The 20,947-nt window shown below is 54.2% G+C and carries 21 protein-coding genes; 18 read left to right on the top strand and 3 right to left on the bottom strand.

Going from position 1 to position 20,947, the window contains the following annotated elements; all coding sequences use genetic code 11:
* Positions 1–439 precede the first annotated feature (439 nt).
* From IEW65_RS15515 to moaE, 10 genes are all read left to right on the top strand, one after another.
* Entirely contained in the window at positions 440–1,066 is a 627-nt protein-coding gene (locus IEW65_RS15515; RefSeq protein WP_188640407.1) for a riboflavin synthase subunit alpha, read from the top strand.
* 255 nt (positions 1,067–1,321) lie between these two features.
* Positions 1,322–2,620: an NCS2 family permease gene (locus IEW65_RS15520; protein WP_188640352.1), complete on the top strand. Its 1,299-nt coding sequence runs from the start codon at positions 1,322–1,324 to the stop codon at positions 2,618–2,620.
* A gap of 34 nt (positions 2,621–2,654) precedes the next feature.
* A complete protein-coding gene (locus tag IEW65_RS15525) occupies positions 2,655–3,200 on the top strand; it encodes an adenine phosphoribosyltransferase (RefSeq protein WP_188640353.1) in 546 nt (181 codons plus the stop codon).
* Positions 3,201–3,206: 6 nt separating this feature from the next.
* Positions 3,207–3,686, top strand: coding sequence for a xanthine phosphoribosyltransferase (gene gpt / locus IEW65_RS15530; protein WP_188640354.1), 480 nt, complete (start codon positions 3,207–3,209; stop codon positions 3,684–3,686).
* Positions 3,687–3,692: 6 nt separating this feature from the next.
* On the top strand, positions 3,693–4,376 hold the full coding sequence (gene ung, locus IEW65_RS15535) for a uracil-DNA glycosylase (protein WP_188640355.1): 684 nt from the start codon (positions 3,693–3,695) through the stop codon (positions 4,374–4,376).
* A gap of 97 nt (positions 4,377–4,473) precedes the next feature.
* A complete protein-coding gene (gene upp / locus IEW65_RS15540; protein ID WP_044628300.1) occupies positions 4,474–5,103 on the top strand; it encodes a uracil phosphoribosyltransferase in 630 nt (209 codons plus the stop codon).
* Between the two features lie 89 nt (positions 5,104–5,192).
* A complete protein-coding gene (locus tag IEW65_RS15545; RefSeq protein ID WP_188640356.1) occupies positions 5,193–6,422 on the top strand; it encodes a uracil-xanthine permease family protein in 1,230 nt (409 codons plus the stop codon).
* Positions 6,423–6,444: 22 nt separating this feature from the next.
* Entirely contained in the window at positions 6,445–6,993 is a 549-nt protein-coding gene (mobB, locus tag IEW65_RS15550; protein WP_188640357.1) for a molybdopterin-guanine dinucleotide biosynthesis protein B, read from the top strand.
* A gap of 18 nt (positions 6,994–7,011) precedes the next feature.
* On the top strand, positions 7,012–7,806 hold the full coding sequence (gene moaC / locus IEW65_RS15555) for a cyclic pyranopterin monophosphate synthase MoaC (protein ID WP_188640358.1): 795 nt from the start codon (positions 7,012–7,014) through the stop codon (positions 7,804–7,806).
* Between the two features lie 3 nt (positions 7,807–7,809).
* A complete protein-coding gene (gene moaE / locus IEW65_RS15560) occupies positions 7,810–8,286 on the top strand; it encodes a molybdopterin synthase catalytic subunit MoaE (RefSeq protein WP_268234738.1) in 477 nt (158 codons plus the stop codon).
* Between the two features lie 6 nt (positions 8,287–8,292).
* On the opposite strand, the gene IEW65_RS15565 is transcribed toward moaE, so the two are convergent.
* Positions 8,293–9,894: a ribonuclease J gene (locus tag IEW65_RS15565; protein ID WP_188640359.1), complete on the bottom strand. Its 1,602-nt coding sequence runs from the start codon at positions 9,892–9,894 to the stop codon at positions 8,293–8,295.
* A 274-nt stretch (positions 9,895–10,168) separates the two neighbouring features.
* Between IEW65_RS15565 and purU the strand changes: the two genes are divergently transcribed.
* Together purU and IEW65_RS15575 are read left to right on the top strand one after the other, a co-directional pair.
* Positions 10,169–11,023, top strand: a complete 855-nt coding sequence (gene purU, locus IEW65_RS15570) for a formyltetrahydrofolate deformylase (protein ID WP_188640360.1) — start codon at positions 10,169–10,171, stop codon at positions 11,021–11,023.
* Positions 11,024–11,041: 18 nt separating this feature from the next.
* The gene (locus IEW65_RS15575; protein WP_188640361.1) at positions 11,042–11,713 is read left to right on the top strand and encodes an energy-coupling factor ABC transporter permease; all 672 of its coding nucleotides are present in this window, start codon (positions 11,042–11,044) and stop codon (positions 11,711–11,713) included.
* 16 nt (positions 11,714–11,729) lie between these two features.
* Here IEW65_RS15575 and lexA read toward each other — a convergent pair whose 3' ends face one another.
* Entirely contained in the window at positions 11,730–12,407 is a 678-nt protein-coding gene (lexA, locus tag IEW65_RS15580; RefSeq protein WP_188640362.1) for a transcriptional repressor LexA, read from the bottom strand.
* Between the two features lie 228 nt (positions 12,408–12,635).
* On the opposite strand from lexA, the gene IEW65_RS15585 reads away from it, so the two are divergent.
* The 4 genes from IEW65_RS15585 to IEW65_RS15600 all read left to right on the top strand — a co-directional run bounded on the left by IEW65_RS15585 (position 12,636) and on the right by IEW65_RS15600 (position 15,525).
* Complete coding sequence (locus IEW65_RS15585) at positions 12,636–13,313, top strand: TetR/AcrR family transcriptional regulator (RefSeq protein ID WP_188640363.1); 678 nt, start codon at positions 12,636–12,638, stop codon at positions 13,311–13,313.
* Positions 13,291–13,806, top strand: a complete 516-nt coding sequence (locus IEW65_RS15590; protein WP_188640364.1) for a L,D-transpeptidase — start codon at positions 13,291–13,293, stop codon at positions 13,804–13,806. Before IEW65_RS15585 ends, IEW65_RS15590 begins: the two co-directional genes overlap by 23 nt.
* 84 nt (positions 13,807–13,890) lie before the next feature.
* A complete protein-coding gene (gene nagZ, locus IEW65_RS15595; protein WP_188640365.1) occupies positions 13,891–14,901 on the top strand; it encodes a beta-N-acetylhexosaminidase in 1,011 nt (336 codons plus the stop codon).
* A gap of 45 nt (positions 14,902–14,946) precedes the next feature.
* The gene (locus tag IEW65_RS15600; RefSeq protein WP_188640366.1) at positions 14,947–15,525 is read left to right on the top strand and encodes a hypoxanthine-guanine phosphoribosyltransferase; all 579 of its coding nucleotides are present in this window, start codon (positions 14,947–14,949) and stop codon (positions 15,523–15,525) included.
* A gap of 13 nt (positions 15,526–15,538) precedes the next feature.
* Here IEW65_RS15600 and ppsR read toward each other — a convergent pair whose 3' ends face one another.
* Positions 15,539–16,372: a posphoenolpyruvate synthetase regulatory kinase/phosphorylase PpsR gene (ppsR, locus tag IEW65_RS15605; RefSeq protein ID WP_188640367.1), complete on the bottom strand. Its 834-nt coding sequence runs from the start codon at positions 16,370–16,372 to the stop codon at positions 15,539–15,541.
* Between the two features lie 246 nt (positions 16,373–16,618).
* Between ppsR and ppsA the strand changes: the two genes are divergently transcribed.
* Positions 16,619–19,003, top strand: a complete 2,385-nt coding sequence (gene ppsA / locus IEW65_RS15610; RefSeq protein ID WP_188640368.1) for a phosphoenolpyruvate synthase — start codon at positions 16,619–16,621, stop codon at positions 19,001–19,003.
* Positions 19,004–19,155: 152 nt separating this feature from the next.
* Positions 19,156–20,943: a gamma-glutamyltransferase gene (gene ggt, locus IEW65_RS15615; RefSeq protein WP_188640369.1), complete on the top strand. Its 1,788-nt coding sequence runs from the start codon at positions 19,156–19,158 to the stop codon at positions 20,941–20,943.
* Positions 20,944–20,947: the final 4 nt, after the last annotated feature.

The raw sequence follows: 20,947 nt of genomic DNA on the forward strand, positions 1-20,947 counted from the left end.
GGCCGAAGACGGAGTGCGAGGGGGCAAGCGTAGGGCGGGGAACAAAAAAAGGCCACCCTTGCGGGTGGCCATCAACGCTGGACACACCCTTTTAGCTGCACTTCACCCCGCCAAAGGCCAGGTGGACGCCCGCAATCTGGGTACAAATCGGCGTCATTACATTTGCGGCGAAAGTCTAAAGAGTGGCCGGTGGATTGTCAATTAAATGCGTTCTATTTCATGTTTTTAAGTTCATAAACAGAATTATTTTCTTTTTTTGGCACCATTATTGGGTTTTGTATCTGTCGGGGCGCCAGTTGTATGACTATTAAAAGCAAAAAACTATGACCAATACGTACATTGGATACCTCTGACTGCACAAGATTGGGTCATTAGTAGTAAGCTTGCGCGAGCTTTGATGGTCAAGGCCATCCCACTCACTGAAACAGAGGAAGTGCCAATGTTTACGGGCATCGTTCAAGGTATCGCTGAAGTTGTTGAGGTGCACGAGCTTGAGGATTTCCGCACCCATGTTATCGCTTTGCCTGAGGGCATGCGCAGCGGGTTGGAGATTGGTGCCTCCGTAGCGCATAACGGCGTTTGCCTAACGGTCACGGCTATTGATGGCGAGCGCGTTAGTTTTGATCTGATGCGTGAAACGCTTCGCCTGACCAATCTTGGTGCAATATCACCTGGGCAATGCGTCAATATAGAGCGCGCTGCCCGTTTTGGTGATGAGATTGGTGGGCATTCTATGTCCGGCCATATTATTTGTATGGCAAAGGTGGTCGCCATTGAAGATGCGCCTAATAATCGTCGGATCTGGTTTGCCTTACCAGAAAGAGTGGCGAAATTTGTGTTTGAGAAGGGCTACATTGGCGTTGACGGCATCAGCCTGACCGTGGGAGATGTACGCCCATCTGCTGATGGGGCGGGCGTAGAGTTCAGTGTTAATCTCATCCCTGAAACGCTATCACGTACGGTGCTGGGTAGTCGGTTAGTAGAAGACGAAGTTAATATCGAAATTGATCCCCAGACCCAAGTGATTGTAGAAACGGTGGAGAGGGTGTTGGCGGCTCGCCCCTAGGGGCAATATTTGGCTTTTTGTTGACCAATCGGTTAGCTCATGGCCTAAAGTTTGCTAAGAGTAGTGGGTCGGTCGTCGTTGACATCGTTACCAAGCCAATATCAGAACAGTAAGTAATACCCTAGGTGAGGGTAACCCCTCACCATAGCCAGCTGCACTAGAGGCACTCGCATCACGCAGTGCCTTTCGGTAGTATGTGCGGCTTTTCTCGCACCAAGGGACGCATTCGGCGTAAGCGCGAAGGATAAAAACTACATGAAATTTCTGGACAACTATTTCAAGCTCGCAGAGCAGAAGACCAACGTAAAAACTGAAGTGATCGCAGGGGTCACGACGTTTCTAACCATGGCCTACATTATCTTCGTTAACCCGAGCATTCTCTCGGAAGCGGGGATGGATTATGGTGCCGTGTTTGTCGCTACGTGTTTAGCAGCGGCGATTGGTTGTTTTGTGATGGGATTATGGGCCAATTACCCGATAGCGCAGGCACCGGGTATGGGCTTGAACGCCTTTTTCACCTATGGCGTTGTATTGGGGATGGGCTACACCTGGGAAGCGGCGCTAGGGGCTGTCTTCTTCTCCGGTTTGACCTTCTTCCTGCTGAGTATTTTCAAAATTCGTGAGTGGATTATCAACTCGATTCCGCTCTCTTTACGGTTAGGCATTGCGGCGGGTATTGGTCTTTTCCTCGCCATGATTGCACTGAAAAACGCCGGTATTGTGGTAGCCAACCCGGCGACTTTCGTTGCCCTGGGTGACCTATCGGAGCCTGCGCCGCTCTACGCGCTGCTGGGCTTCTTTGTGATTACCGCGCTGGCTTACCTGCGTGTTACTGGTGCCGTTATGATCGGTATTGTCGGTATCACCGTGCTGGCCATGGTGCTGGGGCACAACCAGTACGGTGGCATCATGTCTATGCCGCCTTCCATTGCCCCCACGTTCATGGCAATGGATTTAATGGGCGCCCTTGATGTCGCCATGCTCAGCGTTATCTTTGCGTTCCTGTTTGTCGACCTGTTCGATACCTCTGGAACACTGGTAGGTGTCGCGCATCGTGGCAAGCTGTTGGATGAAGATGGCAAGCTGCCGCGCATTGGTCGCGCCATGATGGCCGATAGTACCGCCTCAATGGCCGGTGCCGCGCTGGGTACCTCTACAACGACGAGCTATATCGAATCGACAGCCGGCATTGCTTCCGGTGGGCGTACAGGTCTCACGGCGGTTGTGGTTGGCGTGCTGTTTTTGATCAGCCTGTTTTTCGCGCCGCTGGCAGGTTCTATCCCAGCCTACGCAACGGCCGGTGCCCTTCTGTATGTGGCGGTACTGATGGCGGGAAGCCTGGCGCATGCGAACTGGGAAGACCCCACTGACGCTGCTCCGGTGCTGATTGCTGCTTTGGCGATGCCGTTGACCTTCTCTATTGCTGAAGGTATTGCGCTGGGCTTTATCAGCTACGTGGCGATTAAAACGCTGTCGGGTCGTTTTGAAGACCTGAATCCGGCAGTCGTGGTACTGGCGCTGCTATTTGCAGCGAAATTCTTATTCCTGGGTTAATCACCCGACCTTTGACTAATCAATGAGAGACGCGATGAGCATCTACGGCGATTACATTAAGTCCGTTATTCGCACGGTTCCTGACTGGCCAGAGCAGGGGGTGAATTTTCGTGACATTACCCCTTTGCTGCAGAACAGCGCTGCCTTTCGCAAGCTAATTGATAGCTTTGTGCACCGCTACCAGGAAATGAACTTGGATGCCATCGCGGCCATTGACGCCCGTGGCTTTATTATTGGCGCACCGCTGGCGTATGAATTGGGCTGCAGCTTTGTGCCGGTTCGCAAGAAGGGCAAGCTGCCGTTTAAAACCATTAGCGAAACTTACACGCTAGAGTATGGCCACTCGGAAGTTGAGCTGCATTCTGATGCGTTCCAGGAAGGCGACCGTATCTTGCTGATGGATGACCTGATTGCCACTGGCGGCACGATGCTGGCTGCCGCAAATCTGATTCAGCGTTGCGGTGGGCAAGTCGTCGAAACCGCCACTATTATTGATCTACCTGAACTGGGTGGTTCTCAAAAAATTCGCGATGCTGGCTACAGTGTATTCGCGGTCTGTTCCTTTAACGAAGACGAGTAACATCCCATGAGCAGCGAACGCTACCATCAACACTTCACCGTCTCTTGGGATCAAATCCACCGTGACGTGCGACAACTGTGCCACCTGTTAATTGAGCGTGACTTTAAAGGCATCGTGGCCATTACCCGTGGCGGCCTGATCCCGGCGGCACTGATTGCTCGTGAACTTAATATCCGTTTGATTGATACGATCTGTATCAAAAGCTATGACCATATGGATCAAGGTGGTCTGGATATTATGAAAGGGGTGGATCACGACGGTGAGGGTTGGTTGCTAGTGGATGACCTCGTCGACACGGGTAAAACGGCGCGCGCCGTGCGCGAAATGATGCCCAAGGCACATTTTGTGACCATTTACGCTAAGCCAGAGGGCCGCCCGTTGGTGGATCAATACTTAACCGAAGTTGCCCAGCAGTGCTGGATCCAGTTCCCTTGGGATATGGGCATTGCCTACGTTGAGCCGCTTGCGGACCAAATGAAGAAGTGAAGTAATATGGCTAACCCGCTACCCGATGACTGGAATCAGTGGCTGGGGCAAGAGTTTCAGGCTGACTATATGTCAGCCTTGAAAGCTTTTTTGGCCGAGGAAAAAGCGGCTAAAAAGGTTATCTACCCGCACTCTTCTAATTGGTTTCGCGCCTTTGAGTTAACGCCGCTCTCCTCGGTGAAAGTGGTGATTCTGGGTCAAGACCCTTACCACGGGCCTCGCCAGGCTCATGGGCTCTGTTTCTCAGTACAGCCTGGTATTCAGGTGCCGCCTTCACTCGTCAATATCTATAAAGAGTTGGTGAGTGATGTGGGCTTCACCCCGGTGCGCCATGGTTTTTTAGAAGCTTGGGCGACGCAGGGTGTATTGCTGCTGAACACCGCGCTTACCGTTGAGCAGGGAAACGCAGCGTCCCATCGTGGTAAAGGGTGGGAGCATTTTACCGACCAAGCGATTGAAACCGTCAGCCAGCATGCGCAGCCCTGCGTCTTTTTGCTGTGGGGCAGCCATGCCCGCCAGAAAAAAGCGTTGATTGATACTACGCGCCATTTGGTGCTGGAATCACCGCACCCATCGCCGCTGTCGGCGCATCGCGGTTTCTTTGGTAATCACCACTTTTCCCGGGCTAATCAATTCCTTCAAGAGCACGGCCGGGAGCCAATTGAGTGGCAATTGCCGGAAACCCCTTAACCTAATGGTCAGTTGCAGGTAGAATGGCGCGCAATTTTGTAAGCCTGTTGATGCGACCTAGGTCGTCATCCTGAATCCCCTGCAGTGAGGAAGTCCCATGAGTGTCTACGCCATTAACCATCCGCTTGTTCAACATAAGCTGGGACTGATGCGCGAAGCGGATCTGAGCACTAAGAGCTTTCGTGAACTGGCAGGTGAAGTGGCTAAGCTTCTGACCTACGAAGCAACCAAAGGGCTTGAGCTTGAGGATCATGAGATTCAAGGATGGAATGGCGAGCCCATCGCGACCCGTCGTTTGAAGGGTAAAAAGGTGACGATTGTGCCTATCCTTCGTGCAGGGTTAGGCATGCTGGAAGGCGTTACAGATCTGATTCCCAGTGCGCGTGTCAGCGTGGTGGGTCTTTATCGGGATGAGGAAACGCTTCAACCGGTACCTTACTTCGCTAAATTCGCCAACGATATCGAAGAGCGTATGGCGATTGTGATTGACCCGATGCTGGCCACCGGTGGTTCGATGGTAGCCACGCTGGATATGCTGCGTGAGCGCGGCTGTGAACACATGAAAGTAATTGTTTTAGTTGCTGCCCCTGAAGGGATTAAACGGGTGCAAGATGCTTATCCTGATGTAGAGATTTACACCGCGTCGGTAGATGACCGACTCGATGAAAATGGCTACATCGTCCCCGGCTTGGGAGATGCCGGCGATAAGATTTTCGGGACGCGTTAAGCGCTCCGCCTTAAAAGGCCCCTTACGCTTCGCGTTGGGGGCCTTTTTTTGCCTCCGTTACGAATAACAGACCCTTCAGGAGTGGTGTGATGACGAACAATGCTGGTCAAGAGTCTTGGCCTAAAGTGCTGCTAACCGGTGCGCAAATGCTGTTTGTGGCGTTTGGTGCGCTTGTTTTGGTTCCGCTATTAACCGGGCTAGACCCCAGCGTTGCGCTATTTACCGCAGGGGTTGGCACGCTGGTCTTTCATGGCATCACCAAACAAACGGTGCCGGTATTTTTAGCCTCTTCCTTTGCATTTATTGCCCCCATCCAAGGCTCCATTGCCAGCTTTGGTGTCTCAGCGACGCTAGGTGGCCTGATGGCGGCGGGCCTTGTCTATGTCGCTATTTCTCAGGCCGTGCGCTTGAAGGGGACGGCGTGGCTGCACCGCCTGTTACCACCCGTGGTAGTAGGGCCGGTCATTATGGTGATTGGTTTGGCGCTAGCGCCGGTGGCAGTGAGCATGGCCACGGGTGAAACCAGCGACAACATTGGCTATGGGCAGGCGATTTTCCTCTCCATGGCAAGCCTGTTAGTGACGTTAGTACTCGCGGTCTTTGGTCGTGGACTGCTGCGCTTGGTGCCGATTATTGGCGGTATTGCGACGGGGTATGCGTTGGCGTTGGTGATGGGCGTGGTGGACTTCACTGCTGTGCGTGAGGCGGCGTGGCTCTCTGTTCCAAGCTTTACCGCACCGAGTTTTCACTGGGCGGCGATCCTGTTTATGATTCCGGTGGCGATTGCTCCTGCCGTTGAGCACATTGGCGATATGGTGGCGATTGGCTCGGTGACGCGGAAGAATTATTTAGAAAAGCCCGGCTTGCACCGCACACTGCTGGGTGATGGTCTAGCGACGACGGTCGCGGCTCTGTTTGGTGGGCCGCCCAATACCACTTACTCCGAAGTCACCGGTGCCGTTACCCTAACCAAAGCCTTCAACCCAAAATATATGGTGGTGGCTGCCGTTATTGCCATCATTCTGGCCTTTGTAGGCAAGTTGGGCGCGCTGCTGCAGACAATCCCTGGGCCGGTTATGGGCGGGATTATGACGCTGCTATTCGGCTCTATTGCCGTGGTGGGGATGAACACGCTGGTGCGTGCGGGGCAGTCGCTCACTGCTGCGCGTAACTTAGTCGTCGTGTCGCTTATTCTGGTGTTTGGGATTGGCGGTATGCAGTTTGGCGGCGGTCAGTTCACGCTGCAGGGCGTTAGCTTGGCCGCGTTAGTCGGCATTGCGTTAAACTGGATATTACCAGCCGAAAAAGAGGGTGAGTAACCCGTGGTACACATGGTGATTTATGAGTGAGGCCTTACGCTGCCCGTTTCCCGTATTGGGGGTGGCTGCCTGGAGTGGAACGGGTAAAACCACGCTGCTGGAGCAACTGTTACCGCGGCTGCGCGAAAGTGGGCTGTCGGTGGCGGTGATTAAGCATGCTCACCATCAATTTGATGTCGACCAACCCGGCAAAGACAGCTATAAGCTGCGCCGCGCCGGGGCGGCTCCTATGCTCATTGCATCGCGCCAACGTTTTGCACTGATGCAAGAAACACCAGAGCAGGAAGAGCCTGATTTAGCCTATTTGCTGACGCTAATGGCGCCGCATCACCCTGATTTGGTGATTGTGGAAGGTTTCAAAGCATGGCCTATTCCCAAACTGGTGCTTTACCGAGACGGAATAGGCGATCCGGCTATCTTATGCGATGAGTGGGCGCAGGCGGCTGCGCTTACCGCGGAGCCGCCGGTGGCTCTTCAGCCATCGGTGGCCCGCTTGGATTTAAATGATTGTGAACAGATTGCTCGCTGGATAAGTGAGTGGGCTGACCAACAACGCCGCACCCTGGCGTGATGATAAAAAGGTGACACCATGCAGTTAACCCACCTGAATGCGCACGGCGAAGCGAATATGGTTGATGTCGGCGATAAGCGTGAGACCCGGCGTGAAGCCGTAGCCTCTGGGCGAATTGTGATGCATCCCAACACGCTGCAACTGCTAAGCGATGGCGCACTGCCTAAAGGTGATGTGTTGGCAACGGCACGGATTGCTGGCATTCAAGCGGCCAAGCGTACCCATGAGCTGATTCCCTTGTGTCATTCGCTGGCGCTTTCCAAAGTGTCGGTGGAGTTTGCGATTGATCACGACAACGGTTGGGTCGATGTATCGGCCATGTGTCGTTTGAGCGGTCGAACGGGCGTCGAGATGGAAGCGCTCACTGCCGTCTCGGTGGCTTGCCTGACGCTTTACGATATGTGTAAAGCCGTCGATAAAGAGATGCGCATTGAGGCTATTCAGTTGGATAGCAAGCAGGGTGGTCAGCGCGGTGATTATCGTCGTGAGACCACGGCACCCATTGTAACGGGAGAGGGCGCGGCAGGCGAAGTCAGCCTGGGAGAGCGCTGCTCTTCGCCCTGTGTACGCGTCAAATTTTTGGCCGAGCTGCGTGAGCGAGTAGGTGAAAGCGATTTGGCGATTGGTTTAGATAAGCTGCTTAGCCGCGATGTGGCTGGGCTTAAGGCCGCGCTGAGTGCGCAGGACCCGCGTTTTTCAGTACTCTCTGATCAGCGTACCCTATGCGCGATTAATCAGGTGATGGCCAATGATAGCGCGCGACTCACTGATGATGACGAAGTGGCCTTTTTTCCACCGGTGACGGGAGGGTAATCCGTGGCAGCGAATGAAGCTTCAGTGGCCGATGTCGCCGTGGAGGTGCAAACCGCACCCTTCTCTATGGCCTATGGCTACGAGAGTGCGCTGCGCAAGCGCACTGACATAGGTGCCATCGTGACGTTTACCGGTTTAGTGCGAGACTTTAATGAGACGCCGGATGTGACAGGCTTAACGCTTGAGCACTATCCAGGGATGACGGAGCGCACGTTGACCGATATTGCCGAGCAGGCTTGGAAACGTTGGTCACTGCAGGCAGTGCGGATTATCCACCGAGTGGGCGATTTATCGCCCGGAGATCCTATCGTCAGGGTGTTGGTGGCCAGTGCACACCGCCGCGATGCGTTTGAGGCCTGTGATTTCATTATGGATTATTTGAAAACCCAAGCGCCGTTCTGGAAAAAAGAGCACTCTAAGCAAGGGGCTTACTGGGTAAAAGAGCGCCATACCGACCAGCAGGATGCTGCTCGCTGGTAGCATCAGCTAGGGTTCGTCGTTTAGCTCTTCAATGGTCGGCATCTCGGCGGCCATAATCTGCAAATGCACTTCTGGCATATGCTGTAAGTGGTTGGCTAGCCAGTGCACTAACCTTGGCTGAAGCGCGTGACGCAAATCAGCCAGGGTGTCAGCCTCAATCTCTTCTAGCTGCTCATCTAGCCACTCGCTAAAGCTATCCTCATCCATCGGGCTTGCGCCACTTGCATCAAGCATGAGTCGACCAATACGGCACCAGCCTGTCTCTGTGGCGGCTACCGGTAGCGCCAGGAACAGACTTCCGCGGCGAGCAGTGGGATGGCTGCTTTCTAAGCCTGGGTGGGGCACTACGTTATTTTGATTAACAATGCAGGGTGGTTGCGGATAGCGCGCTTCGCAGCGCAGCCCCTGATGGTCTAAGACCAGCATATCGCCGTTAACGGGTGCTAACGGGGCGCTGATACCCATCTCTTCCGCCAGTGCTTGATGTGCCTCCTGATGGCGTGCTTCTCCATGTACTGGCAGCAGCCTTTTGGGCCTGACCCACTGGTAGAGCTTTTTGAGCTCTTCTTGAGCGGGGTGGCCCGTGGCGTGTAGCTCTGGGTGGTTCATTTCATCGAACAGCGTGACACCTAATTGCAACAAACGTTTTTTAAGCTGCTCAATCGGGCGCTCATTGCCTGGGATGGCCTTGGCCGAAAAAATCACGCTATCACCGGGCTCTAAATCCACAAAGGGGTGTCGGCGTTGTGCTAGGCGCTGAAGCGCCGCGCGCGGCTCACCCTGGCTGCCGGTAGCAATAATCACCACTTCTTCGGGAGGCAGATAGCCCAAGTCATGAGAGGGCACCAGCGGCGGAAAGTCATCTAGGTAACCAAGCCCTCTGGCAACGCTCACCATGCGTTCCATTGAACGCCCCATTAGGCTTACCCTGCGACCACACGCTTGTGCCGCTAAGCCAATCGCCAGTACGCGAGCCAGGTTGCTGGCAAAGCAGGACACCACCACACGGCCTGTGCACGCTTTTAACGTACTAGCGAGCGCCTTGGCGACATCCCCTTCACTGCCAGACTGCCCTGGCATGGGGGCATTTGTGGAGTCGCCCACCAGCAGGTCCACCGGAGCCAATGCTCTAAAGTGAGCCGCATTGATGGGGGGGCCGATCAACGGGGTGGGGTCGAGTTTCCAGTCGCCGGTATGCAGCACGCGATAGTCGCCTGCCTGCATCATAATGGAGCAGCTTTCAGGAATAGAGTGGGGCACATTTAAGTAGCGCAACGTGAAGGGGCCAATCTCTAAGGCATCGCCCGGCTCAATCACTTCGATCGCTGCGCTGCTGAGCTGATGCTCGGCAAATTTGTAACGTAATAGCCCTGCTGCCAGGGGAGTGGCAAAGATGGGGCAACCCCATTTTGGCCACAGCCATGCTACTGCCCCAATGTGATCTTCATGACCATGGGTAATGAACAGTGCTTTGGGAGTAATCTTCAGCGCCTCTAAGGTATCCGTATTGGGTACCTGGAGCGGGGAGTTGGGCAGGTCTTGGCGAATCATCATGCCGCAATCCACGGCGATCCACTGATCGTCGTATCCATACAGCGTAAGGTTCATTCCAATTTCACCACATCCACCTAGCGGTAGCAGGCGCAGGGGCGGGCGACGACGGGGACGAAGTTGAACGCGTGATGGATGCATCAGTTATGAAAAGCCTAAAAAGTAATTCCTTAACTATACGGGATGCGGGGGGCGGGTAACAATCATCGCGGCACCTGACCACGGTGCTTCCTCAGCGTGCTTACGTTACACTACGGCCGCTAAAGTGGGTTACCTGCCGGGTGGCAGGTGCTTGGCGAGCGTGCCGTTAAATACGTTAAGAGTGTCTGTTATGTCTCATTATTACCGTTTAGTTGTTTCCTGCCCAGACCAAGTGGGCATTGTGGCGCGTGTCTCAAGCTTTATTGCTCAACAAGGTGGCTCCATTACGGAAGCCAGCCAGCACTCTGATTTAGAGACTGGCCGTTTTTTTATGCGTTACGAGATTCTGGCGGATTCGCTGGGCATGTCGGCGGAAGCGCTGCGTACATCGTTTGAGCCCGTAGCGGCGGAGTTTGATATGCAGTGGTCGTTGGTGGATACCCAAAAGCGTCGCCGCGTGGTGCTGATGGTGTCTCGTGAGTCTCACTGCTTGGTCGATCTTCTCTACCGCTGGCAGGCAGGTGAGTTGGATTGCGATATTGTTGGGGTGATCTCTAACCACGACGATATGCGCTCACTGACCGAATGGTACGGCATCCCTTACCATCACGTACCGGTAGACCCTGCTAATAAGCAGCAGGCATTTGATCAGGTACAGCAGCAAATTGATGCGGCTCGAGCAGACTGTGTGGTGCTGGCCCGCTATATGCAGATCTTACCGCCGTCACTGTGTGAGCGTTATGCAGGTCGGGTGATTAACATTCATCATAGCTTTTTGCCTTCCTTTGCCGGTGCCAAGCCGTATCATCAAGCGTATGAGCGGGGCGTGAAGCTGATTGGCGCGACGTGTCACTATGTGACGGAAGAGCTGGATGCAGGCCCTATCATTGAGCAAGATATTCATCGCGTCAGCCACTGCCATACGCCTACTGATTTAGTGCGTTTTGGCCGGGATGTGGAAAAAGCGGTATTGGCCCGAGGGCTGCGTTGGCACCTGGAAGACCGAGTCTTGATTCATGGTAACAAGACGGTTGTCTTCAGCTAAGCGACTACTGGGGGCGCTATGTCATTTGCACAAAGCGTATTAGCACCGTGGGCATTAGTCCTTACATGGCTACTTTCACTAGGTGTAATTGTTTGGTGCCTATGCCTGCGCCCCTGGCAGCCGCTGCTTGATGATACTGCGTTACAGCATCGCTGGATGGCGGCCACCTTGGCGGTTCTGCTGATGTGGCAGCTGCGTGCTCAAGCCGTCGATTGGCTAACACTGCACTTGGTGTTCACAGTGCTGATGACGCTGGTGTTTAAAATGCCGCTGGCGTTGATCAGTAATGTAATGATCAACATTGCTATGGTGTTAGTGGGTAGAAACGAGTGGGCGTTGTTAGGGGCTAACGTGCTGGTGACCGGCATTGTACCTGCGCTCATTACGGGTGTGGTATGGCGCATTGTTGACCGTCGTTTGCCCGATAACCTGATGGTGTTTCTCTTTGCTTGCGGGTTTTTCGGAGCGGCGTTGGCCACGTTGGGAGGAGGGCTTGCAGCGGTGTCGCTGATTATGTTGGCAGGCACTGACCCTGAAGCGGTCTACCTTGCTCAAGAGTATGCGCGCTTTTTGCCACTGTTGATGCCGTCAGAAGCGTTCATTACTGGCATGCTGCTGAGCATTCTCTTGGTGTACCACCCGGGGTGGGTGGCCACCTTTAATGATCATCGCTATATCGACATGCAGTAGCATTTGGGGTGGGCTACTAGCCCAGTGCCTGCCCGTTGCCACCACGAATAACACCCACGCCCACCCCTTCAATATCGAGCTGCTGAGTGCGTAAATCGATTTCAATAGGGGCGAAATCAGCGTTTTCAGCAAGCAGCGTCACTTGATGGCCCTGGCGTTTAAAACGCTTGACCGTCACTTCATCTTCCAAGCGCGCAACGACAATTTGCCCGTCACGTACCCGGTCGGTGCGATGCACGGCTAGAAGGTCGCCTTCCAATATACCCACGTCTTTCATCGAGAGGCCGCGCACGCGCAGCAGGTAGTCAGCTTTAGGGGTGAAATATTCCGCCGGCAGTGGGCAATAACGATCAATATGCTCGGCCGCCAGAATGGGGCTGCCAGCGGCGACTTCACCGATCACAGGAAGCCCATGTGGCAATGAATCAGTGGTGGTGGCTGGCGCTGCTACCGGCGTTTCCGTTAGCTCTTGCGGCTCCTGGTTAGGCAGGCGAATGCCCCGTGAGGTGTTACGGATAATTCGGATAGCGCCTTTGCGCTCCAGTGCACGCAGATGCTCTTCTGCTGCATTAGGAGAGCGAAACCCCAGCGCTTTAGCAATTTCAGCGCGGGTGGGCGGGTAGCCGAGCTCACCCATGGTCTTCACAATAAAATCAAAAACGTGCTGTTGGCGAGCTGTCAGTGGACGCGACATACCAAACTCCAAAACAGTGAAAAGACAGTAGCTACATGTCGGCTTAATCAGTATGTGTTTAAGTATACAGTATGTTGCTCTATCCAGTACATGCCGAGTTGCACTCAACTTGGACAGGCCCTCATACATCGGCTAACCCTTGATGCCTTTTGGATAAGAGATTGAGCCAGCAGGGGTTATGGCATAGTATTCAGCCATGTTTTAAACACCTGTTTTTTGGAGGGCGCCATGGCCCAATCGGATACGGTTACGCGTATTTTAGATACTGCAGAGGTGCTATTTGCAGAGCGAGGCTTTGCCGAAACGTCGCTGCGCAATATCACCAGTAAAGCGCGGGTCAATCTAGCCGCTGTGAACTACCACTTTGGTTCTAAAAAGGCGCTGATTCAAGCCGTCTTTGCCCGCTACCTTGACCCATTTTCCGCCCGTTTTCATACGGCTCTCGATGAGTTGGAGGCGCGCTACCAAGGAAAGCCCATCCCTCTGGAGGTGCTCTTAGAAACAATGGCCACCACCGTGCTGGCGGTGCCTGCAGAGCGCAATAGCCTGAAAGTCTTTATGCGCCTATTGGGGCTGGCGTACAGCCAGGCGCAGGGGCATCTGCGTCGTTACATTCAGCAGCAGTATGGTGATGTGTTTACCCGGTTCACTGAGCTTGTGCGAAAAGCAACGCCTGAGCTGCCGGACGCTGAGCGTTTTTGGCGGCTACACTTTATGTTAGGTACGGTGATTTTTACGCTCTCGGGGCTGGATGCCCTGCGCGATATCGCCGCTAAAGATTATCAAGAGCAAGTGACGGTGCGTGATCTCATCAGGCGTCTGCGACCTGTGGTGGTGGCGGCGATGAGCGCTCCGTTACCGTCTGCCGTTGAAGAGGGACATCATGGAAACGCCCAGGCTAGCTGAACTACCGCCTTCTCACGCGCTATGGATTGAAGTGGATACACAGCAGCAGCGGCTGCGCTGCTGGCAGGGAGAAGAAGTGAGCTATGAGTGTAAGGTCTCTACAGGGCTTGCAGGGGTAGGGCAGCAAGAGGGCAGCGGACAGACGCCGTTGGGTTGGCACTATGTGCGTGCCTCTATCGGTAAAGGCTTGCCCGATAATGCGGTGTTTCGTGGCCGCCGCTGGACCGAAGAAGTATTTTCACCTGAACTGGCTGCGCGCTTTCCAAAGCGAGATTGGATTCTTACTCGCATTATGTGGATTTGCGGGCTAGAGCGCGGCGTTAATCGTGGTGCTAATGTGGACTCTCAGCGGCGCTATATTTATTTGCACGGAACACCAGAAGATCAGCCTATGGGGGTTGCCGCCTCACACGGCTGTATACGCCTACGTAATCACGATTTGCACTATTTATTTGACCACGCACAGCCCGGTACGCCGGTCTGGCTGCATTAAGCCCACGGACCAGGCATCCTGCCAGAATTTTGACACGCTAAGCGGTTAGTCTAGTATGGCACCCTTTTTGTCGGACTCATCACCATGACGCAACCCATTGGCCCGGTTATGCTTGACCTAGAAGGGCCGCAATTATCCAGTGCTGAAAAGCGATTGCTCAAAGACCCTGCGGTGGGTGGCGTTATTTTGTTCGCCCGCAACGTAGAAGATGCCTACCAAGTGCGCACGCTCTGCAGCAGTATTCGCCGCGTACGTGGCGACCTGCTGCTGGGTATTGATCAAGAGGGCGGGCGAGTTCAGCGTATTAAACAAGGGGTCACCAAGATACCTGCCATGGCGCGTATTGGTGATCTGTTCGACAGCGACCCGGTGGCTGGGCTTACCCTAGCAAAAGACACAGGGTGGCTGTTGGGTATGGAAATGGCTGCCTGTGGTTTGGACATTAGTTTTGCGCCTGTGTTGGATGTGGAGAGCGGCATTTCCAGCGTGATTGGTGAGCGCAGCTTCAGCAGCAACCCCGCGCATGTCGCTCAGTTGGGCCACGCCTTTATTGATGGATTACACGAGGCCGGGATGGCCGCGGTGGGTAAGCACTTTCCTGGCCATGGTGGCGTTGCAGCGGATTCGCATGTGGCGCTGCCAGTTGATGAACGCCCGCTGGCCGAGCTGAAAGCTCGTGACTTAGTGCCGTTTCGCGAGTTGGCGGGTGTGTTGAACGGTGTCATGCCTGCTCATGTGATCTATTCCGCCTTTGATACCCGCCCTGCGGGTTTTTCACCTAACTGGCTGGGTATGTTGCGCGAATCGTTGGGTTTCAAAGGGTGTATTTTTTCGGATGATTTAAGCATGGCAGGTGCCCATGAGGCAGGCGGCCCGGCTGAGCGTGCTAAGGCAGCGCTCGCCGCTGGCTGCGATATGCTGCTGATCTGCAATGACCGAGCTGCTGCTCTTGAGGTGGTCGAAGCCTGCCAAGGCGTGCTGAATAAGCGCCCTGCCAAACTGCGCTATGGGCGCGCACGGCCAGAGCTTGATGCATTGGCAGCGCTTGGTCGCTGGCGGCGCACCCACGCAAAACTCGAAGCGATGGCTAGTTAACTTTTTATACCGTTATCTTATTAGATCTTTTTGTGGAGAAGTTGCATGTCCAAGTTGGATAAAGAAACGCTTGAATCGCTGGATTCCATGCGTGAGTTAATGGATAACGCCGACTGCCTGATCTCGCAAGAGCAGGTGGAGCGGGCGTTGGATCGCATGGCGGAAGAGATCACGCGAGACTTGGGCGACAAGCTGCCAGTGTTTTACTGCGTCATGAACGGTGGGCTTATAACCACTGGGCACCTGCTAACGCGTCTTGGCTTCCCGCTGGAAGTGGATTACCTGCACGCTACCCGCTACCGTAACGAACTGCGTGGCGGCGAGCTTTTCTGGCGTGTTTCTCCCGAAGTGCCCATGGCTGGCCGGCACGTCGTGATTGTGGACGATATCTTAGATGAAGGTGCCACCCTGGCGGCTATTTTGGAATACTGCAAAGAGGCCCAAGCAGCCAGCGTGACCACTGCAGTGTTGGTCGACAAACAGCACGACCGCAAAGCTGTACCTGGGTTAAAAGCAGATTACTGCAGCTTGGAAGTGGCCGACCGCTACGTATTTGGGTTTGGTATGGATTACAAAGGCTATTGGCGTAACGCCCCTGGGATTTTTGCTCCCAAGGGCATGTAAGCGAAAGAATGGCTTAGCGAGGTGAGAAGCGTCTCGCTAAGCCTGTTTCCGCAATCATACGGGTTGATATTTCTTCCACGGAAAAGCGTGTCGTATCAATAAACGGAATATGCATTTGTCGATACAGTGCTTCCGCCTGTTCTACTTCTTGTAAGCATTGATCCATCGAACTGTAGCGACTATTTGGGCGGCGCTCATTGCGAATCGCCGATAGTCTGCGCGCGTCAATCGTAAGGCCAAAGAGCTTATGTCGATGGGGAGCGAGCGCTTTGGGTAGCTTTAGATGGCCATCTTCATCTAGGTCATCTTCGGTAAGCGGATAATTGGCCGCGCGGATGCCAAACTGAAGCGCCAGATAGAGTGATGTAGGGGTCTTACCACAGCGTGAAACGCCCACCAAGATAATATCGGCTTTATCGTACTGGTGGGTGCGCGCTCCATCATCATTATCAAGTGCAAAGTGAACTGAGTGGATACGGTCCATGTAGACGTCGTCGCTACCAATTGAGTGGGTGCGGCCGACACTATAGGACGAATGCGTTTCCAGCTCCTGTTCAAGAGGCTCCAAAAACGTTGAGAAAATGTCGACTTTAAAGCCCGATGCCTGACGGATAACGTTACGGATCTGCTGATCCACAATGGTATCGATAATGATCGGACGGTAGCCGTCGCGGGCGGCCGTCGATTCAATAATTTCAGCTAGCGCTTGCGCCTTTTCCACTGTATCGATGTACGGTTTGGTCAGCATGTTGATCTCAACGTCGCTGAACTGAGCTAATAGGCTGCGCCCCAGGCTTTCGGCGGTAATACCGGTGCCATCCGAAATAAAAAATGCCGTTCGTTTCATATTCTGCTCCGCCCGTCTGCTGTGTGTAGACATGTGCCTGAAACCGCTATTGTGTGCTGTGCTAACGATGAGCACAACGCTCAGCCATCACTACATAAATCGCTCATATCGGGGCGTTGTTGTAAAAATCCTCCACTCCCTTCGCTGTTAGACCAATGGCGAATAGAGATGCGCAGTGCTAGGGTGACAGCGTCTAACAGTGTCGCCCTAATGGGTTGCAACAAAGTCTGAAAGCGAGGGGGTTGCGTGGAAGAGTACATTCTGTGGTTCGATCAGCTAGGTATGGCAGACGTCGAACGCGTGGGTGGTAAAAACGCCTCGCTTGGCGAAATGATTTCCAATTTATCTGGCGTTGGCGTCACGGTGCCTGGTGGCTTCGCAACCACCGCCCACGCGTACCGCGAGTTTCTCTCCCACGAAGGCCTTAACGACCGCATTAACGACACGTTAGCCCGGCTAGACGTGGATGACGTGAAGGCGTTGGCCGATGCAGGCAAAATGATTCGTCAGTGGATCATCGACACGCCGCTGCCGCCTGCTTTTGAAGCCGCGCTGGGCGATGCCTACGAGCAGCTTCAGACCCAGCACCCAAGCCTTAAAGTGGCCGTGCGCAGCTCGGCGACGGCGGAAGATCTTCCCGATGCCTCTTTCGCCGGGCAGCAAGAAACGTTCTTGAACATTGAAGGTTTCGCCAATATTAAGCATGCGGTGCATGAAGTATTCGCCTCTTTGTTTAATGACCGCGCCATTTCTTACCGCGTACACCGTGGCTACGCCCATGAAAACGTAGCGCTGTCAGCAGGTGTTCAGAAGATGGTGCGTTCTGAAACCGGCGCATCCGGCGTGATGTTTACCCTCGATACAGAGTCTGGCTACCGAGATGCGGTATTTGTGACCGCATCTTGGGGGCTTGGTGAAACCGTCGTTCAAGGTGCGGTGAACCCTGACGAGTTCTATGTGCACAAACCTACGCTGGCGGCAGGCCGCCCGGCTGTACTGCGCCGCACGCTGGGTTCTAAGCTGATCAAAATGGTGTATGGCCAAGATGCCAGCGCCGGTAAATCGGTTGAAACCGTTGATGTGCCCTTCAAAGATCGCGGCCGATTCTGCATTAACGATGAGCAGGTGATGGAGCTTGCTCGTCAAGCCGTTACCATTGAGCAGCACTACCAGCGCCCTATGGATATCGAGTGGGCCTTGGATGGTGATGATGGCAAGCTGTACATCGTTCAAGCGCGGCCTGAAACCGTGGTATCTCAGCAGGAGGGCGGTAAGCTTGAGCGCTTCCAACTGCGTGAGAAGGGCCGCACCCTGATTACGGGCCGTGCCATTGGTCAGCGTATCGGCCGAGGGGCCGTGAAAATCGTTCTCAGCCCTGACGAAATGGATAAGATTCAAGAAGGCGATATCTTGGTCACTGACATGACGGATCCTGATTGGGAGCCCATCATGAAACGCGCCTCCGCTATTGTGACTAACCGTGGCGGACGTACCTGCCACGCAGCAATTATTGCCCGCGAACTGGGTATTCCTGCAGTAGTGGGCTGTGGTGATGCGACGACTCAGTTGCAAGAAGGAATTGATGTCACGGTTTCCTGTGCGGAAGGTGATACCGGACACGTTTACGAAGGCTTGCTGGCATTTGATTGCAATGTTTCTAGCGTGGATTCCATGCCAGAAATCCCTTTCAAAATCATGATGAACGTGGGTAACCCTGACCGTGCGTTTGGTTTTGCAAGCCTTCCGCATGCAGGCGTGGGCTTGGCGCGTCTTGAGTTCATTATCAATCGCATGATCGGCGTGCACCCGAAAGCGCTGCTTGAGTACGATACGCTGCCCGCTGAGCTTCAGCAGGTCATTGATTTGCGCACCGCAGGCTATGCCGACCCGGTCAGTTTCTACGTGGATAAGTTGGTAGAGGGTATCTCTACGCTGGCGGCAGCCTTCTATCCCCAGCGCGTGATTGTTCGTCTATCGGATTTCAAATCGAACGAGTACGAAAACCTGATTGGTGGCAAGCTTTATGAGCCGGGTGAAGAGAACCCGATGCTGGGTTTCCGTGGTGCGTCTCGCTACATTTCCGAAGCTTTCCGCCCCTGTTTTGAGCTGGAGTGCCGTGCGCTGAAGCGCGTTCGTGATGAGATGGGCTTTACGAACGTGGAGATTATGGTGCCTTTTGTACGCACCACCGACGAAGCACGCGAAGTGGTGAATTTGCTCGACGTCAATGGTTTGAAGCGCGGCGGGGATGAAAATCCTGATGGTTTGAAAGTGATCATGATGTGCGAGCTGCCTGCCAATGCGCTATTGGCCGATGAGTTCCTTGAGTATTTTGATGGTTTCTCGATTGGTTCTAACGATCTAACGCAGCTAACCCTAGGTTTGGATCGGGACTCCGGAATCGTTGCGCACTTATTTGATGAGCGTAACCCCGCCGTCAAAAAGCTGCTGGCGATGGCCATTAAGGCGTGCAAAGCGAAAGGTAAGTATGTGGGTATTTGCGGTCAAGGGCCTTCAGACCATCCAGATCTAGCCAAGTGGCTAATGGAACAAGGCATTGATTCTGTATCACTCAACCCTGATGCCGTTCTGGAAACGTGGTTTATGCTGGCGGGTGAAACTATCGCTTAAGCCACGGTAAATATAAACAGCGTGTTCGCTATTTTGCGCCCGGCCATTGTGCCGGGCGCAGTCGTTTTATAGGCTAAGCTGTTGTTTGAACATCGACGGGGCGAGTTCGCCTTGAGCGTTCATGCCAGCGCTATGGCTTAAGGAGAAAAGTTATGCTGCCAAAAAGGGCACTCTCACTCACGGGGTTACTGCTGGTGCCAATGGTGAGTTGGGGGTTTAGTTATGAAACGCCCTCGATCACACCGGAAGTAGGATCAGGGTTTGAGGAGAAGCCCGGATGGGCGGTAGACTCTTTTGCCGTGGCTGCGGCCAATCCACTGGCGACAGATGCGGGTTACCAAGTGCTTAAAGCCGGGGGGAATGCCATTGATGCGGCGGTGGCCGTACAAATGGTCTTAACTCTGGTAGAGCCTCAATCCAGCGGTATTGGTGGAGGCGCATTTTTGATGCACTTTGATGGTGCGAATGTGCAGGCTTATGATGGTCGTGAAACCGCACCCGCGGCCGTCATGGGTGAGCTATTTATGGAAGACGGCGAGCCGCTGCCTTTTATGGAGGCGGTCGCCAGTGGCTTGTCGGTGGGTGTGCCCGGCACGGTGCGAATGCTAGAGCAAGCCCATGCCGAACATGGCCAGTTGGACTGGAAAGCACTGTTTGCACCTGCTATTACACTGGCTGAAGAGGGATTTGCAGTGAGTCAACGCTTGCATACTAGCCTTGCAAACGACGATGCGCTGCGAGCAAACGATCTGGCCCGTGATTTTTACTACTCCGCCGATGGCGAGCCGATAGACGTGGGTGAGACACTCAAAAATCCCGCGTTAGCCGCGATTTTACGTCGTATCGCAGATGAAGGCAGTGCTGCCTTTTATGAAGGCAACATTGCGCAAGATCTCGTCGAGCGTGTCCAATCACATCCTGAACGTCCTGGCGACATGACGCTGGATGATATCACTGGCTATCAGTCCGTGGAGCGTGAGCCTTTGTGCACGCCATGGCAGCAATGGGAAGTGTGTGGCTTTCCACCGCCGTCCTCTGGCCACCTAACTGTCATGCAAATTCTTGGTATGCTTGATCAACGGCCCTTGCTTGAAGCGCCATTGGAAAATGGTGTGTCGAGCAGTGGCTGGCTGCATCAGTTTTTAGAAGCCTCGCGGCTAGCCTTTGCTGATCGTGGCCGGTATATCGCGGATCCAGATTTTGTAGAGGCCCCGGGAGGGGATTGGTCGCTGATGCTTTCACCTGCCTACTTGGGTCAGCGCAGTGAGCTGATGGGGGAAGAGAGCATGGGCGAAAATGCTGAGCCGGGTAACCCAGGTGAGTTAGCGGTCAGTTTCGCTAGCCAACCCGAGCAGCCTGAATACGGTACCAGCCATATCAGCATTGTGGATGCGGATGGTAATGCGCTTGCGATGACCACTACCATTGAGCAAGCCTTTGGGTCGCGAATTTTGGCAGATGGCGGGACTGGTCTTCCCGGTGGCTATTTGTTGAATAATGAGCTGACGGATTTTTCCTTTGCCCCTGAAATTGATGGTCAGCCGGTGGCGAATCGCGTGGAGCCTGGTAAACGGCCACGCTCCAGTATGAGCCCTACGCTGGTATTTGATCAGGAAACAGGTGCCTTGGTGGCTAGCCTTGGCTCGCCAGGGGGTGCCGCGATCATTCACTACACCGCCCGTACACTGGCAGCCATGCGAGACTGGGGGTTGAACGCACAGGAGGCGCTGAACCTGCCTCATGCGATTACGTTAGGCGGCGATGTTTATCTGGAAGAGGGGCGTTTTCCCGAATCGACCATCGAATCACTTCGTGCGCGTGGCCACACTGTCAGCGAACGTGAGCTCACCAGCGGTCTTCAAGCGATTCGTAAGCGAGAGGACGGCACACTGTTTGGTGGTGCCGACCCCCGCAGAGAAGGTGTTGTGATGGGGGAATAACGTT

It is taken from the genome of Vreelandella lutescens, assembly GCF_014640815.1.
Lineage (GTDB): Bacteria > Pseudomonadota > Gammaproteobacteria > Pseudomonadales > Halomonadaceae > Vreelandella > Vreelandella lutescens.